We start from the raw sequence: 15,383 nt of genomic DNA, 5'->3' as shown, positions 1-15,383 counted from the left end.
TTCAAACCATCACTTGGCCGGGTTCGCTACCTGCGCAACCGGACGATTGAGCCTGGACACCTGGTCACGGATCTTCGCCGTGGCGCTTGGCGATGCTGCCGAAGCGTAGCCAGCGGCGAGTTGTTCAAAGTGGGTTTCGAACAACCAGTTGCGGTCCTGGGGATAACGCTGCATGTGCCGCAGGTTGCGCTGGCGCAGGGCGTTACGCAGCGGCGATGGGTAGATGCGCATGTCTGCCACGTCAATCAGGCCGAACTCGCCATCATCCATCAAAAGTACGTTGCCCAGGTGCAGGGAGCGGAAGTACACGCCGCGCTCGTGGAGCTGGGCCATGAACCGGCCGAAACGTTCGATCAGCGATTCCCGCAGGCTGCTGTCCAGGCTTTGCAGGGCCTGGCGCAGGGTCAGGCCGGGCAGCGGCTGATAACGTACGGCGCTGCTCGCATCCTTTAACTGATAGAGATTGAGGATGACCGGTGATGGAATCCCCAATGCACGCAGTTGCTCGCTGTTGCTGGCAAAGCGCTCTGAATAGGGATTGAAGCTGCCTGAGGTGTACCAGCGACGAGGGCGGAACAGCTTGAGGAAGCTGCCATCCTCCAGGCGCAGGACCTTGGGCCCCAGGCCATCGGCTTCGATCACGTGGGCGTTGGCGCACAGCTGTTCGAAGTCTTGCGATTTCAGGCGTTGAACCGGCATGCGCAGCAGGCTGCGGCGACGCTGGGCGATGCTCAGGCCGGCGATCAGTGCCAGCGGGATCCACAGCAGGAACCAGTGCTCTTTTGGTCGCGAGAGAATGCCGCCGCCTTCGGTCAGGCCGGCACCGATGCCATAGGCCAGCAGGGAGGAGGCCAGGATGAACAATGGCTGCGCACGTTCCTTGAGGCTTTTGTACAGGCCCCAGCCGAGCATGAATATCCAAGGGATGAAGCCGATGATGCCGACGTAATAGAGCACGCCGAGGGCAAAGCTGTGGGGTTCGCGCAGTTGATTGCCGTCGGCGAGTGTCAGGTACAACTCTGAGTCGTAGCTGTGGCCGATCCAGGGGTGTTCGGCAATACGCTCAAGCGACATGCTCCAGAGTTCGAAGCGGGACGAGCTGCCACGATTGGTGATCAGTTCGGGATAGAGCAGCAGCAGCGCCGCGGCCGCCAGCGCCATACAGGCGATCAGCAGGGCCGAGCGCCGATTGCGAGTGATGAAACTCATCCAGAGCACGGCAAGGAGCAGGGCAACCAGCGGCGTTCTCGAGCCGGTGGCCATCACTGCAGCGCCCATGATTGCCAGTGCCGGAACGCTGAACCAGAGTACGTGCGCACGCTTGGTGGTCATGCATACGTACAGCCAGTAAATGCAGAAGAATCCGAATACGTGAGAGCTCAGCAGCGGATTATCAAGAGCGCCACGCCCGCCGATCATTCGCGAGCCATCCGATAGGTGGGGAGCAAAAGCCACCAGGCTGCAGGCGCTCGATATCAGCGCAATCAGCGCGGCACAGAAGAAGATCGGCTTGAACAGTTCGCTGCGGTAATGCAGCAACAGTCCTAAGCCGACAAACAACGTGAAGGTATTCGGTGGCCGCTTGAACAGGTCGGAGTCTGTCGTGGCCTCAGGGCTCCAGAGCAGGCTGGTGAGCGCCCAGCCCGAGAAAACCAGGAAGGCAATCGCCAGCGGCTCGCGCAATACCTGCTTGAATTCCGTCGGGCGCAGGCACAGCAGCAACAGTGTCGGCGCTGCGAACAGCAGGTAGTAGAACCTGTGCAGCACGTTTCGATTGGTGACGAAGAACAGCGAACTCAGGAGCAACAACAAGCCGATGGGCAGAATCCACAAACAGAGGAAGTCGAAAACGCGATTTGAGCCATAGGTAAGGCGCTTGGAGTGCATACAGAAAAGCCGTTCCAGAATAAAGAAAGCCGACCATACTAAAGTAGTGGCTATATAATGTCGTCCGTTGGATCCAACGGGGCTGCGGTTGTGCCGCGTGCAAGTACAACAGAGAAGCTGTGCTAAAGTCAGCCTCCTTTTTCAAAACCGCCGCGTGATATGACCGACTCCAGTCCGAGCGCAAGCCCTTCGAGCTTGAAAATATACTTCCGCCTGCTCAGCTACGTTAAGCCCTATGCCGGCTTGTTCGCGCTGAGTATCGTCGGCTTTCTGATTTTCGCTTCGACCCAGCCGATGCTGGGCTACATCCTCAAGTACTTTGTCGATGGCCTGTCCAACCCTGAAGCGGTGTTGTTCCCCACGGTGCCTTTCCTGCGTGACCTGCAACTGCTGCAGGCCGTGCCGTTGCTGATCATCCTGATCGCCGCGTGGCAGGGCCTCGGTTCGTTCCTGGGCAACTACCTGCTGGCCAAGGTTTCCCTGGGCCTGGTCCACGACCTGCGGGTGCAGTTGTTCAACAACCTGCTGACCCTGCCGAACCGCTATTTCGACAATCACAACTCCGGGCACCTGATCTCCCGCATCACCTTCAACGTGACCATGGTCACCGGTGCTGCGACCGATGCCATCAAGGTGGTGATTCGCGAAGGCATGACGGTGATCTTCCTGTTCGCCTCGCTGCTGTTCATGAACTGGCGGCTGACCCTGGTGATGATCGCCATCCTGCCGTTGATTGCCGTGATGGTCAGCACCGCAAGCAAGAAATTCCGCAAGCAGAGCAAGAAGATCCAGGTTGCGATGGGCGATGTGACCCACGTTGCCTCGGAAACCATCCAGGGCTACCGCGTGGTGCGCAGCTTCGGCGGTGAGGTGTATGAGCAGAAGCGCTTCCTCAAGGCGAGCCTGAGCAACACCAACAAGCAACTGCGCATGACCCGCACCGGCGCGATCTATACGCCGGCGCTGCAACTGGTGATCTACAGCGCCATGGCAGTGTTGATGTTCCTGGTCCTGTACCTTCGCGGTGATGCGTCGGCGGGTGACATGGTCGCCTACATCACGTTGGCCGGCCTGTTGCCCAAGCCAATCCGCCAGCTGTCCGAAGTCAGCTCGACCATCCAGAAAGGCGTGGCCGGTGCCGAAAGTATTTTCGAGCAGTTGGACGAAGACGTGGAAATCGATCGCGGCACCATCGAGCGCGACAAGGTCAGCGGCCGCCTGGAAGTGCGCAACCTGAACTTCACCTACCCGGGCACCGAGCGCCATGTGCTCAAGGACATCACCTTTACCGCAGAGCCCGGGCAGATGGTTGCCCTGGTGGGGCGTTCGGGTAGCGGCAAGTCGACACTGGCCAGCCTGATCCCGCGTTTCTACCACCATGAGAGCGGTGAGATCCTGCTCGACGGCGTGGAAATCGAAGACTATCGCCTGCTCAACCTGCGTCGGCACATCGCCCAGGTGACCCAGCACGTGACCCTGTTCAGCGACACCGTGACCAACAACATCGCCTACGGTGACCTGGCCGGCGCACCGCGGGCCGATGTCGAGGCGGCAGCGGCCGATGCCTATGCCAAGGACTTCATCGACCAGTTGCCCAAGGGCTTCGACACCCAGGTCGGCGAAAACGGCGTGCTGCTGTCCGGCGGCCAGCGCCAGCGCCTGGCAATCGCCCGGGCCTTGCTCAAGAATGCGCCATTGCTGATCCTCGACGAGGCCACCTCGGCGCTGGACACCGAATCGGAGCGCCATATCCAGGCCGCCCTGGACAAGGTCATGCAAGGCCGCACGACCCTGGTGATCGCTCACCGCCTGTCGACCATCGAGAAAGCCGACCTGATCCTGGTGATGGACGATGGCCGGATAGTCGAGCGCGGTACCCACGGCGAATTGCTGGCGCAAAACGGTTACTACGCCCGGCTGCATGCCATGGGCCTGGACGCGCCGATCCCGGCCGACATCACCTGATCTGCAGGAGCCGGCTTGTCGGCGATGGCCACCGCGGTTGCACTGAAAAACCGCGGTGGCCGCATCGCCGGCAAGCCGGCTCCTACATTGCACAAGCCTTTGACAACCCTGTGGTAATATCGCGCCCCTGTTCATTTTGTATGTGGGTTGCTCCATGAAGTTGTCCATGCCGCGATTCGATCAAGCCCCTGTCTTGGTGGTCGGCGATGTCATGCTCGACCGTTACTGGCATGGCGGTACCTCACGGATTTCCCCTGAGGCACCGGTACCGGTAGTCAAGGTCGAGCAAATCGAAGACCGTCCAGGTGGCGCTGCCAACGTTGCCCTCAATATTGCCGCCCTCGGCGCCCCGGCATCCCTCGTGGGTGTGACCGGCGACGACGAGGCTGCCGACAGCCTGGCCAACAGCCTGAAGGGTGCGGGTGTGCGTGCGCTGTTCCAGCGCATTCCCCACCAGCCGACCATCGTCAAGCTGCGGGTCATGAGTCGGCACCAGCAATTGCTGCGTATCGATTTTGAAGAACCCTTCGCCACCGACGCCCTGGTGCTCAGCGCCCAGGTCGACGAGATGCTCGAAGGCATCAAGGTGCTGGTGCTGTCCGACTACGGGAAAGGCGCCTTGAAAAACCATCAGGTACTGATCCAGGCCGCCAAGGCCCGGGGCATTCCGGTGCTGGCAGATCCCAAGGGCAAGGACTTCTCGATTTATCGGGGCGCCAGCCTGATCACGCCGAACCTCAGCGAATTTGAAACCATCGTCGGCGGTTGCGTCGATGAGCACGAGCTGGTGACCAAGGGCGCCCAACTCATGGCCGACCTCGACCTGGGTGCCCTGCTGGTGACCCGTGGCGAACACGGCATGACCTTGCTGCGTCCTGATCACCCGGCCATGCACTTGCCGGCGCGGGCCCGTGAAGTGTTCGACGTGACCGGTGCCGGTGATACCGTGATTTCCACCCTGGCCGCGGCAATTGCGGCGGGCGAGGAACTTCCCCATGCGGTGGCCCTGGCCAACCTGGCAGCAGGTATCGTGGTCGGCAAGCTCGGTACGGCGGCCATCAGTGCACCTGAGCTGCGCCGCGCCATCCAGCGATCCGAAGGCTCGGAGCGCGGCGTGTTGAGCCTTGAGCAACTGTTGCTGGCGATTGACGATGCCCGTGCCCATAACGAGAGCATTGTCTTCACCAACGGTTGCTTCGACATCCTCCACGCCGGTCACGTGACCTACCTGGAGCAGGCGCGGGCCCAGGGCGATCGCTTGATCGTGGCAGTCAACGATGATGCGTCGGTCAGCCGCCTCAAGGGGCCAGGCCGGCCGATCAACAGTGTCGACCGTCGCATGGCGGTGCTGGCAGGTTTGGGTGCGGTGGACTGGGTGATCAGCTTTGCCGAGGCGACCCCGGAAAACCTGCTGGCCCAGGTCAAGCCGGACGTGCTGGTCAAGGGCGGTGATTATTCCGTCGACCAGGTGGTGGGTGCCGATATCGTCAGTGCCTACGGTGGCAAGGTCAAAGTGCTGGGGTTGGTGGAAAACAGCTCGACCACGGCGATTGTCGAGAAGATCCGCAATAACTGATGGTGGGAGCGGGTTCGTGTGGGAGCGGGCTTGCTCGCGAAAGCGGTGGGTCAGCTGGCAGATGCAGTGACTGATACACCGCCTTCGCGAGCAAGCCCGCTCCCACATTTGACTGCCGCGACCTGACGTCCGGTTACCGGTTGGCTTTTTTCTTCGGCACGATCTTGCGCAAGATCTGCCGCGCCTTACCCGTCAAACGCTTCAATTTCGATTCTTTCTCCGGCGCATTCAGCCCTTGCTGGCGCAGCCAGTCCTTCCAGCGGATCCGCTCATCCCGCACGATCCAGCCTTCCTGCTGGGCAAAGCTTTCAGCCAGATACAACCCTCGCGTACTCGCCGGATACAGCTGATCCTTCTTCAAGGTATACAGCTCCGCACACGGCTGCCCGTCCTTCAGCGGCATCAGGTACAGGTCCGGGCGCTGGCGGTCCAGGCGGGCCACCAATTGGTCGCCCTCCAGGCGCTCGTCCACATGAAACAGGCTCAGGGACTTCGCCTCCTTGGGCACTTCCAGGCGCAAGTCATAAATCAACTGCAACGAAGCCGTGGGCAGGTGCACGTAGGCGCGTGGTCGTTCAATCAATTGCATGGTGGCGCAGCGCACCGGGCGCGCGGCCCCGGACAGCGGTGAGAGACGGAACGGCAACGCTTCGCGGTAGTGCAGGGCCGACGAGTAGGGCGCCGGCAGCCAGGTGTCATTGAAACGACCGCCCAGCCAGCCTTCCGGGGTTTCCAGCAGGCATTCCTCGGCGATTTCCTGGATGGCGGTGTGCAGTGGCAGGTTCAGTTCGTGGGCCGGCACATAGCCGGAGATCAGCTTGAGCACGACGTCGCCACGGTCTTGTCGGCGCTGGCGCACCAGCACCCAGTAATCGCGGTTCTGCCAGTGCAGCGTCAGGCGCACCGAGACCCCAAGGTTGGCCAGCTCCAGCACGAAACGCTCGGTGTCTTTCACCTCCACCGGCTTGCGCCGTTGCAGGGTCTGGGCGAAGTTGAGCGGCATGCCGACGCTCTGGTAGCTCAAGCCTTCGGGGGTTGCTTCGACGTGCAGCGGCAGTGTCTTGAAGTTGCTGGGGTTCTTTCTTATGAGCGTTCGCGGCATGTCGGCTCCTTCTTGCGTCGGGGTCGGCCGCGTCGGCGGCATCAGAGTTGGCGAATGACCTTGGCAGCGGTCGCCACGTTGTGGGCGAGGTGCAGCGGATTAATGGTCCCGACAATAGCACTGGCAACGCCAGTTTGCGCAAACAACAGCATGAAACTGGCGTGAATTGGATCCACTCCGGATTCCAGGCAGACATGGCCACTGGCTAGTGCCTTTTTCACCAGGATGCCCTTGCCGTGTGCGGCGGCATAATCAATGACGGCTTTCTCGGCCTGTTCGTTCAAATTGTAGGTGACCATGGCGCAATCACCTTGTTCCAGAGCCTTTACACCGCCCTCGACGGTTTTGCCGGAGAAGCCGAAACCACGGATCTTGCCCTCGCGCTTGAGGTCTTCCAGGGTCTGGTAAACCTCGCAATCATTGAGGATATGCAGGTCGTTGCCGTCGGAGTGCACCAGCACCAGGTCGATAAAATCCGTTTCCAGTCGTTTCAGGCTGCGCTCCACCGAAAGCCGGGTGTGGGCTGCGCTGAAGTCGTGATGGGATACGCCTTCGGCAAATTCTTCGCCCACCTTGCTGACAATTACCCATTCCTGGCGCTGGCCGCGCAACAGCGGGCCCAGGCGTTCTTCGCTGCGGCCATAGGCGGGCGCAGTGTCGATCAGGTTGATGCCCAATTGCCGGGCCTGGCGTAACAGCATCCGCGCCGCATCGTCATCGGGAATCTGGAAGCCACTGGGGTATTTCACCCCTTGGTCGCGGCCCAGCTTGACGGTGCCCAGGCCCAGCGGCGAGACCAGCAGGCCGGTGCTGCCCAGTGGGCGGTGGAGGTCGTGCAGAGTCGGCAGGGTCATGGCAGCAGTTGCTCCCAGGCAGGTTGGGCGATGGCGGGTTTCGGCAGCTCGGGCAGTTTTTCGGTAGTTCCGGGCTTGATGCCGTCACGTTCCAGTGCGTTGATCACTCGATCGGCGAAATCCGGTGCCAATGCCAGCTTGGTCGGCCAGCCCACCAACAGGCGATCCTGTTCGGCGAGGAACGCGTTGTCCGGGCGGGTCAGGCCTGATTGCAATGGTTCGGCGCGGTCGACGCGCAAGGTGGCCCATTGGGTCTGGCTCATGTCGATCCAGGGCAGCAACTGCCCCAGCTCTTTTTGGGCGGTGGCGATCTGTTGCTCCGGGGTACGGGCCACACCTTCGGCTTCGGCGATATCGCCGCCCAGGTACCACACCCAATTGCCGTCGGCGGCGGGATGCGTGGTCACGGTGATGCGCGGCTTGGTGCCGCCCCCCAGGCAGTGGGCGTACAGCGGCTTCAGGCCGGGGCCCTTGGCGATGATCATGTGCAGAGGTCGGCGTTGCATGGCGGGCTGGCTCAGGCCCAGGGCGCCGAGCAGGTCAGCGGTGCCGCCGCCGGCGCTGACGACGATACGCTGGGCGCGGATCTCACGGCCATCGACCTTCAGGCCGACCAGTGTGCCTTGTTCCAGCAAGGGTTCGATCTGTTTACCCGCGAGCAAACCGTCGCCGGCCAGTTGGGCCAGGCGTTCGATAAGGCTTGGGACGTCGATCACCAGTTCGGCCAGGCGATAGACCTTGCCCTTGAAGCGGCGATCTTGCAGGGCCGGTGGCAGGTCATCGCCCTTCACTTGATCCACGCGGCCACGCACGGCCTTGCTCGCGAAGAAACTGGTGAGGTTGCCGGCGATGGTGCCCGGCGACCACAAATAGTGGGCTTCGGACAGCAGGCGCACACCGGAGAGATCCAGTTCACCGTTGCCCGCCAGGGCTTCGCGCCAGCGGCGGGGCATGTCGGCGATGGCTTCGGAGGCACCGGTCAGGGCGCCGTGCAGTGCATATTTGGCGCCGCCGTGGATGATCCCCTGGGACTTCACGCTTTGCCCGCCACCGAGGGTGGCGCTTTCCACCAATACCGTGGAAAAGCCCTGGCGGCGCAGGCGCGCATTGAGCCAGAGGCCGGCAACCCCGGCGCCGACAATCAGAACGTCGGTGGAAATAACGGATGGCATGCAGCGACCTCAGTGTTCAAGACAGGCTGCGCAGTATACAGGCTCATGAAGTGAATCTTCGCCCCAACGCTCCCTGATGACAGACGCACCGCAGGAGCTGTCGAGTGGAACGAGGCTGCGAGTTTCGGCCTCAATTGAATCTCACGTGAACGCTCAGTGCCCGGCCGTTTTCGAGAACAACTGAATCACCACCACGCCCAGCACAATCAGGCCCATGCCCAGCATCGCCGGGATATCCAGTTTCTGCCCGTAGATAAACAGCGCGGCGATGCTGACCATCACGATGCCCATCCCGGCCCACACTGCATACGCGACACCCACCGGCACGGTGCGCACCACCAGCGTGAGCATCCAGAAGGCCACGCCGTAGCCGACGATCACCAGCAACAACGGGATTGGCGTGCTGAAACCCTTGATCGCTTTCATGGAAACGGTGGCGATCACTTCCGAGCAGATGGCAATGGCCAGGTAATAGTAGGCGGCGTTCATGGGGTAAATCCTCGGTACAGGGTCGCTTGATAAGGTTGGCATTTTAGAGACTTGTCAGATGCGGTAAAGTCATTACCTATCCGAATTGAAGATGGGTTGAGCCATGAGCGTGCAGTGGAGTCTTGAGCAAATGCGCCTGTTTGTCAGCGTCGCCGAGCAGCGTTCATTTTCGGCGGTGGCGCGGGACCAGCGTCGGGCGCAATCGGCGGTCAGCAATGGGATTGCCCTGTTGGAGGCGGACCTGGGCGTATCCCTGTTTGACCGCAGCAGCGGCCGCCAGCCCCGTTTGACCGAGGCGGGCACGGCACTGCTCGAGGAGGCGCGGGAAGTCTTGCGCCAGTGCGAGCGCCTGAATGGCCGTGCCTTGTCATTGATGCGCGGTGAGGAGGCGCGCCTGCGCCTGGCCCAGGATGAAGCCATGCTCTATCAGCCGGTGCTCGATAGCCTCGAAGCGCTGGCGGGAAAATTTCCCAGCCTGGAAGTGCAGTTGTCCAGCGCCGCCCAAGGCGATGTCGCGCGCAAGCTGGTGGAGCGCAAGGCGGATCTGGGCCTGCTGTTCTATCACGATCAGATTCCCGAAGCGTTGGAGCGCCGCGTGCTGGGCAGTGTGGAGATGGTGACCGTGTGCGGTATCGGGCATCCCATGGCCAAGGAACAGTTCGTGGATTGCCAGCGCCTGGCGCAGTTTCGCCAATTGCTGATGGCGACCCAGACCAGTGTGTATCCCGGCAGCGAGGCCGCCAGCCCGCAAGTGTGGCGGGCTGACAGTTTCTACGTGCTGGCCGAATGGCTGGCGCGCGGCCTGGGTTGGGCCTGGTTGCCGCGGCATGTGGTGCAGTATCCGGCCTATCAGAACCAGATGGTCGAACTGAACAGCGAATGGACCCCGCCGGCGCTGGTGGTGGAGCTGGTCTGGCGCCGCGACGAGCCCCTCGGCCCGGCCGCGCGTTTCCTCGCCGAACGTTTTGCCGAGTGCTTGCAGGCGATCGACTGAAAAAGCCGATAAACTCCGCCGCCATGAATAGAACTCTCTACAGCTGTCTGTTTTACCTGGCGCTGCCGTTGGTAGCTTTACGTCTGTGGCTGCGAGCCCGCAAAGCGCCTGCTTACGCGAAGCGCGTGGGAGAACGCTTCTCCTGGGGCTTGCCGGTGATGCAACCCGGCGGGATCTGGGTGCATGCGGTGTCGGTGGGCGAAAGCATCGCCGCTGCGCCGATGATTCGCGGGCTGCTGGAACGTTATCCACAGCTGCCGATCACCGTCACCTGCATGACGCCTACCGGTTCCGAGCGCATCCAGGCGTTGTTCGCCAACGAGCCGCGCATCCAGCACTGCTACCTGCCGTACGATTTGCCCTGTGCGGCCAAGCGTTTTCTTGATCGCGTGCAGCCGAAACTGGCGGTGATCATGGAGACCGAACTGTGGCCCAACCATATTCACCAGTGCGCCAAACGCGGGATTCCCGTGGCATTGGCCAACGCGCGGCTGTCGGCTCGCTCGGCCAAGGGCTACGGGCGTTTCGCCAGGCTGACCGCGCCGATGCTGGCGGAAATGAGCCTGTTCGCCGTCCAGACCGAAACCGAGGCCGAGCGTTTTCGCAGCCTGGGTGCACGGCCCGAGACTGTCGAAGTCACCGGCTCGATCAAGTTCGACCTGACCATCGACCCGCAACTGCTGGCGCGCGCCGCCGCGTTGCGTGAACAGTGGCACGCCAGCGAGCGCCCGGTATGGATCGCCGCCAGCACCCACGAAGGCGAAGACGAAGTGGTGCTCGCCGCCCATCGCCAGTTGCTTGCCAGTTATCCCAATGCGTTGCTGATCCTGGTGCCGCGCCATCAGGAGCGCTTCAACCCGATGTTCGAGCTGTGCCAGCAACAGGGTTTCGCCACGGTGCGTCGCTCCAGCGGCGAGGCGGTGACGGCGCAAACCTCGGTGTTGCTGGGCGACACCATGGGCGAGTTGCTGTTTCTGTATGCCCTTGCCGACAGCGCTTTTGTCGGCGGCAGCCTGGTTGCCACGGGCGGGCATAACCCGTTGGAGCCGGCGGCCTTGGCCAAGCCGGTGATCTGCGGGCCCCACGTGTTCAACTTCCTGGAAATCAGCGCAATGATGCGCGACGCCGGCGCGTTGCAGGAAGTGGACGATGCCGAGGGTTTGGCGGTGGCGGTGCAGCGTTTGTTCGAGCTGCCGCAGGATGCGCAGAAGATGGGGCAGGCGGGGCTGGCGGTGATGCGCGCCAATCAGGGGGCGTTGAAGCGTTTGCTGGACGGATTGGGCAGACTGCTTAACCACTGACAACACAAATCAAATGTGGGAGCGGGCTTGCTCGCGAATGCGCAGTGTCAGTCAGCGAATAAGTCGACTGATACACCGCCTTCGCGAGCAAGCCCGCTCCCACATTGGGTTATTTGGCAGTCTTAGTAACCCGGGTTAGCCTTCAGCTGCGCCGCGGCGGCCTTGGCCAGGTCCGGCGGCAGGAAGTCCTTGTCCGGGTTGTAGTCGGCCTTCAGGTACCGCGCCAGATCCTGCAAATCCCCCGGGTTCAACGTGCCCGCCGCCTGCTTCAAGCGCAGGTTGTCGAGGATGTAGTCGTAGCGGCTGTTGTTGTAGTTGCGCACCGAGGTGTACAGCTGGCGCTGGGCGTCCAGCACATCGACGATATTGCGCGTGCCCACCTGGTAACCGATTTCCGTGGCTTCCACCGCGCTCTGGTTGGAGATGATCGACTGGCGGCGCGCCTGTACCTGCTCCACATCGGTGTTCACCGCGCGGTGCAGGTTGCGGGTGTTTTCCACCACCTGGCGACGCAGGCCTTCGCGCTGCTGCTCGGTCTGCCCCAGGCGGGAATAGGATTCGCGCACTTGCGAGCTGGTCAGGCCGCCGCTGTATAGCGGGATGCTCAACTGCAAGCCTACGGTGCGTTGCGACACGTCACCGTGATACGGCTGGCCAAAGGCGCTCGGGTTGCTGAAGCCCAGGGCGTCGTTGTCACCTTTTTCATATTGCGCCACGGCATCCAGCGTCGGCGCGTGGCCGGCCTTGCGTTGCTTGAGGGTTTCTTCGGCGGCGGTGACGGCATAGTTGCTGGCCAGCAGGTTCAGGTTCTGGCGGCCGGCGGTTTCGACCCAGGCCTTGGCGTCGTTCGGCGCCGGTGGCAGCACCGGCAGCGTGTGGACGATGCCCTGGATCGAGTTGTACTGGCGGTTGGTCAGGGTGATCAGCGCTTCGAAGGCGTCGTCCACCTGGCGCTGGGCCAGGATGCGATTGGCCCGTGCGGTGTCGTAGCTGGCCTGGGATTGCAGCACGTCGGTCTTGTCCGACAGGCCGACGTCAAAGCGTTCGTTGGACTGGTCCAGTTGGCGCTTGAACGCGGCTTCTTCGGCCTTGGTGGACGCCAGGTTGTCCTGGGCCCGCAGCACGGCGAAGTAGTTTTCGGCGCTTTGCAGGATCAGGTTCTGTTCGGTGGCCGAGAGTTGCAGCGCGGCCTGCTCGTTGACGGCTTCAGCGGCTTGCAGCTGGAACCAGCGATCAGCGCGGAACAGCGGCTGGCTCAAGGTCGCGCGCCAGGAATGGGCGTCGCGGTTGACCGTGGCGGCGGGCTGGTCCAGCTGGGTGCGCACATTGTTGATGTCGGCACCGGCCGACAGGTTCGGCAGCAACCCGGCGCGGGCCTGGGGCACCACTTCTTTCTGCGCGCCGTATTGGGCGCGGGCGGCGGCCAGGTCGGCGTTGTTGTCCACCGCTTCCTGGTAGACGCTGACCAGGTCGGTTTTGGTCGTCAGGGGCGCTTCAGCTGCCCAGACCAGTCCGTTGGTCGCACAAGACACGGCGAGAGCCAGTGAAAGTTTGCGCAGCATGAGGCGATCCCTAGATTAAATATTACGGCGATAATTTGGTGCCCAAGGCTAAGGCGGCCCATTCCTGGCGTCAAGACCTCAGGCAGTCACCGAGTGTAGTGGCGCTATCACGGCACAACAATCCTGTAATTACGCCATTCATCACGATGAATGCACCGCCGTTGGCAATTTGCCTGCTCCATGGTCTAGACTGGCCGCGTTCTTGTCGGGGTGCCTTGTTGGAAGGCTGAGATCGGTAAATACCGGATCCCGTTGAACCTGATCAGGTTAGCGCCTGCGTAGGGAACAAGATTTCTCGTCACCCGGCGAGTCCTCTTGTGCTTCGTCCGGGATGTTGTTCGACAATCGAACAGCCCGTGCGCCAAGCACAGCACTGTCACAGTGCGTCCATCCGTCACAGGTTCACTCCGACAAAAATCCACCGCCTGGATAGTTGGAGAGCCCGTGATGAGCATCGAATTAAAAAGCCAAAAATCAAAAAACACCGTGCACTTGAGTGAATCGGCCAAGGTCGACTCCGGTTCCGTGCAGCCGTTTACCCGCTCGCAAAAAATCTACGTTCAGGGCACCCGTCCGGATATCCGCGTGCCGATGCGCGAAGTCAGTCTCGACGTGACCCCCACCGACTTCGGCGGCGAAATCAATGCGCCCGTAGTGGTCTACGACACCTCAGGCCCCTACACCGACCCGAACGTGATCATCGACGTGCGCAAAGGCCTGGGCGATGTGCGCTCGCCGTGGATCGAATCCCGCGGCGACACTGAGCGCCTGTCGGGCTTGAGCTCGCACTTCGGCCAACAGCGCCTGAGCGATGCCGAGCTGACCGCGCTGCGTTTTGCCCACGTGAAAAACCCGCGCCGTGCCAAGGCCGGGGCCAACGTCACCCAGATGCACTACGCCCGCAAAGGCATCATCACCGCCGAGATGGAATACGTCGCCATCCGCGAAAACATGAAGCTGGAAGAGGCCCGCGCCGCCGGCCTGCTGGACCAGCAACACGCCGGCCACAGCTTCGGCGCCAGCGTGCCGAAAATCATCACCCCGGAATTTGTCCGCGAAGAAATCGCCCGTGGCCGCGCGATCATCCCGGCCAACATCAACCACACCGAACTGGAACCGATGATCATCGGCCGTAACTTCCTGGTGAAGATCAACGGCAACATCGGCAACAGCGCCCTGGGTTCGTCCATCGAAGAAGAGGTGGCGAAACTGACGTGGGGCATTCGCTGGGGTTCGGACACGGTGATGGACCTGTCCACCGGCAAGCACATCCATGAAACCCGCGAGTGGATCATCCGCAACTCGCCGGTGCCGATCGGTACCGTGCCGATCTACCAGGCCCTGGAAAAAGTCGGCGGCGCCGCTGAAGACCTGACCTGGGAGCTGTTCCGCGACACCCTGATCGAACAGGCCGAGCAGGGCGTCGACTACTTCACCATCCACGCCGGCGTATTGCTGCGCTATGTACCGCTGACCGCCAAGCGCGTCACCGGCATCGTGTCCCGTGGTGGTTCGATCATGGCCAAGTGGTGCCTGGCGCACCACAAAGAGAACTTCACCTACACCCATTTCGACGAAATCTGCGAAATCATGAAGGCCTACGACGTCAGCTTCTCCCTGGGAGACGGCCTGCGCCCGGGCTCGATTGCCGACGCCAACGACGCCGCGCAATTCGGCGAGCTGGAAACCCTCGGCGAGTTGACCAAGATTGCCTGGAAGCACGACGTGCAAACCATGATCGAAGGCCCGGGCCACGTGCCGATGCAGTTGATCAAGGAGAACATGGACAAGCAGCTGGAGTGCTGCGACGAAGCGCCGTTCTACACCCTCGGTCCGCTGACCACCGACATCGCCCCGGGTTATGACCACATCACCTCGGGCATCGGGGCGGCGATGATCGGCTGGTTCGGTTGCGCGATGCTCTGCTACGTCACGCCGAAGGAGCATTTGGGCCTGCCGAACAAGGACGATGTGAAGACCGGGATCATCACCTACAAGATCGCGGCCCATGCGGCGGACTTGGCCAAGGGGCATCCGGGGGCGCAGATTCGTGACAACGCGTTGAGCAAGGCGCGCTTTGAATTCCGTTGGGAGGACCAGTTCAACCTGGGCCTGGACCCGGACACGGCGCGTTCTTACCACGATGAAACCTTGCCGAAGGACTCGGCCAAGGTCGCGCATTTCTGCTCGATGTGCGGGCCGAAATTCTGCTCGATGAAGATCACCCAGGAAGTGCGTGAGTACGCGGCCAACCAGCGCATTGAAGCGGTGGATGTGGACGTGGCCAAGGGACTGGCGGAGCAGGCGGAGCGGTTCAAGCAGGAAGGTAGTCAGCTGTACAAAAAGGTCTGAATCAGAACCTGTGGCGAGGGAGCTTGCTCCCGCTGGAGTGCGCAGCGCTCCCGGAATCTGGATCGGTGTCTTGACTGACACTCATCGGTTGCAGGTTTTGGGGCGGCTTCGCCGCCCAGCGGGAGCAAG

General features: G+C 62.0%; 11 protein-coding genes and 1 riboswitch. Of the genes, 5 read left to right on the top strand and 6 right to left on the bottom strand.

What is annotated here, in order from left to right; translation table 11 throughout:
* Nucleotides 1-9: 9 nt before the first annotated feature.
* Complete coding sequence (locus tag ACIOMR_RS20840; protein WP_177036436.1) at nt 10-1,887, bottom strand: O-antigen ligase family protein; 1,878 nt, start codon at nt 1,885-1,887, stop codon at nt 10-12.
* A 159-nt stretch (nt 1,888-2,046) separates the two neighbouring features.
* Here ACIOMR_RS20840 and msbA point away from each other — a divergent pair, with 159 nt between their 5' ends.
* Complete coding sequence (gene msbA, locus ACIOMR_RS20835; RefSeq protein ID WP_003209481.1) at nt 2,047-3,852, top strand: lipid A export permease/ATP-binding protein MsbA; 1,806 nt, start codon at nt 2,047-2,049, stop codon at nt 3,850-3,852.
* 154 nt (nt 3,853-4,006) lie between these two features.
* A complete protein-coding gene (gene hldE, locus ACIOMR_RS20830; protein ID WP_003209486.1) occupies nt 4,007-5,428 on the top strand; it encodes a bifunctional D-glycero-beta-D-manno-heptose-7-phosphate kinase/D-glycero-beta-D-manno-heptose 1-phosphate adenylyltransferase HldE in 1,422 nt (473 codons plus the stop codon).
* A 133-nt stretch (nt 5,429-5,561) separates the two neighbouring features.
* Here the strand turns inward: hldE and ACIOMR_RS20825 are convergent, their stop codons facing one another.
* The 4 genes from ACIOMR_RS20825 to ACIOMR_RS20810 all read right to left on the bottom strand — a co-directional run bounded on the left by ACIOMR_RS20825 (nt 5,562) and on the right by ACIOMR_RS20810 (nt 9,045).
* A complete protein-coding gene (locus ACIOMR_RS20825) occupies nt 5,562-6,530 on the bottom strand; it encodes a metal ABC transporter ATPase (RefSeq protein ID WP_401196128.1) in 969 nt (322 codons plus the stop codon).
* Between the two features lie 41 nt (nt 6,531-6,571).
* Nucleotides 6,572-7,384, bottom strand: coding sequence for an aldo/keto reductase (locus ACIOMR_RS20820; protein WP_003209490.1), 813 nt, complete (start codon nt 7,382-7,384; stop codon nt 6,572-6,574).
* Entirely contained in the window at nt 7,381-8,556 is a 1,176-nt protein-coding gene (locus ACIOMR_RS20815) for an FAD-binding oxidoreductase (protein WP_008439128.1), read from the bottom strand. Before ACIOMR_RS20815 ends, ACIOMR_RS20820 begins: the two co-directional genes overlap by 4 nt.
* Before the next feature lie 153 nt (nt 8,557-8,709).
* Nucleotides 8,710-9,045: a multidrug efflux SMR transporter gene (locus ACIOMR_RS20810; RefSeq protein WP_003209492.1), complete on the bottom strand. Its 336-nt coding sequence runs from the start codon at nt 9,043-9,045 to the stop codon at nt 8,710-8,712.
* Between the two features lie 103 nt (nt 9,046-9,148).
* Between ACIOMR_RS20810 and ACIOMR_RS20805 the strand changes: the two genes are divergently transcribed.
* Together ACIOMR_RS20805 and waaA are read left to right on the top strand one after the other, a co-directional pair.
* Nucleotides 9,149-10,039, top strand: coding sequence for a LysR family transcriptional regulator (locus ACIOMR_RS20805; protein ID WP_008439125.1), 891 nt, complete (start codon nt 9,149-9,151; stop codon nt 10,037-10,039).
* Between the two features lie 23 nt (nt 10,040-10,062).
* Nucleotides 10,063-11,340, top strand: a complete 1,278-nt coding sequence (gene waaA / locus ACIOMR_RS20800) for a lipid IV(A) 3-deoxy-D-manno-octulosonic acid transferase (protein ID WP_301049755.1) — start codon at nt 10,063-10,065, stop codon at nt 11,338-11,340.
* Nucleotides 11,341-11,462: 122 nt separating this feature from the next.
* Here waaA and ACIOMR_RS20795 read toward each other — a convergent pair whose 3' ends face one another.
* The gene (locus ACIOMR_RS20795) at nt 11,463-12,902 is read right to left on the bottom strand and encodes a TolC family outer membrane protein (RefSeq protein WP_102604279.1); all 1,440 of its coding nucleotides are present in this window, start codon (nt 12,900-12,902) and stop codon (nt 11,463-11,465) included.
* Nucleotides 12,903-13,098: 196 nt separating this feature from the next.
* Nucleotides 13,099-13,204: riboswitch (TPP riboswitch) on the top strand.
* 145 nt (nt 13,205-13,349) lie between these two features.
* Here ACIOMR_RS20795 and thiC point away from each other — a divergent pair.
* Nucleotides 13,350-15,254 carry a phosphomethylpyrimidine synthase ThiC gene (thiC, locus tag ACIOMR_RS20790; protein ID WP_008439122.1) on the top strand — a complete coding sequence of 635 codons (1,905 nt, stop codon included), beginning with the start codon at nt 13,350-13,352 and terminating at the stop codon, nt 15,252-15,254.
* Nucleotides 15,255-15,383 lie beyond the last annotated feature (129 nt).

This window comes from Pseudomonas sp. NPDC087814 (assembly GCF_044742865.1).
Taxonomy (GTDB): Bacteria; Pseudomonadota; Gammaproteobacteria; order Pseudomonadales; family Pseudomonadaceae; genus Aquipseudomonas.
This window is presented reverse-complemented; position numbering and strand designations above follow the sequence as displayed.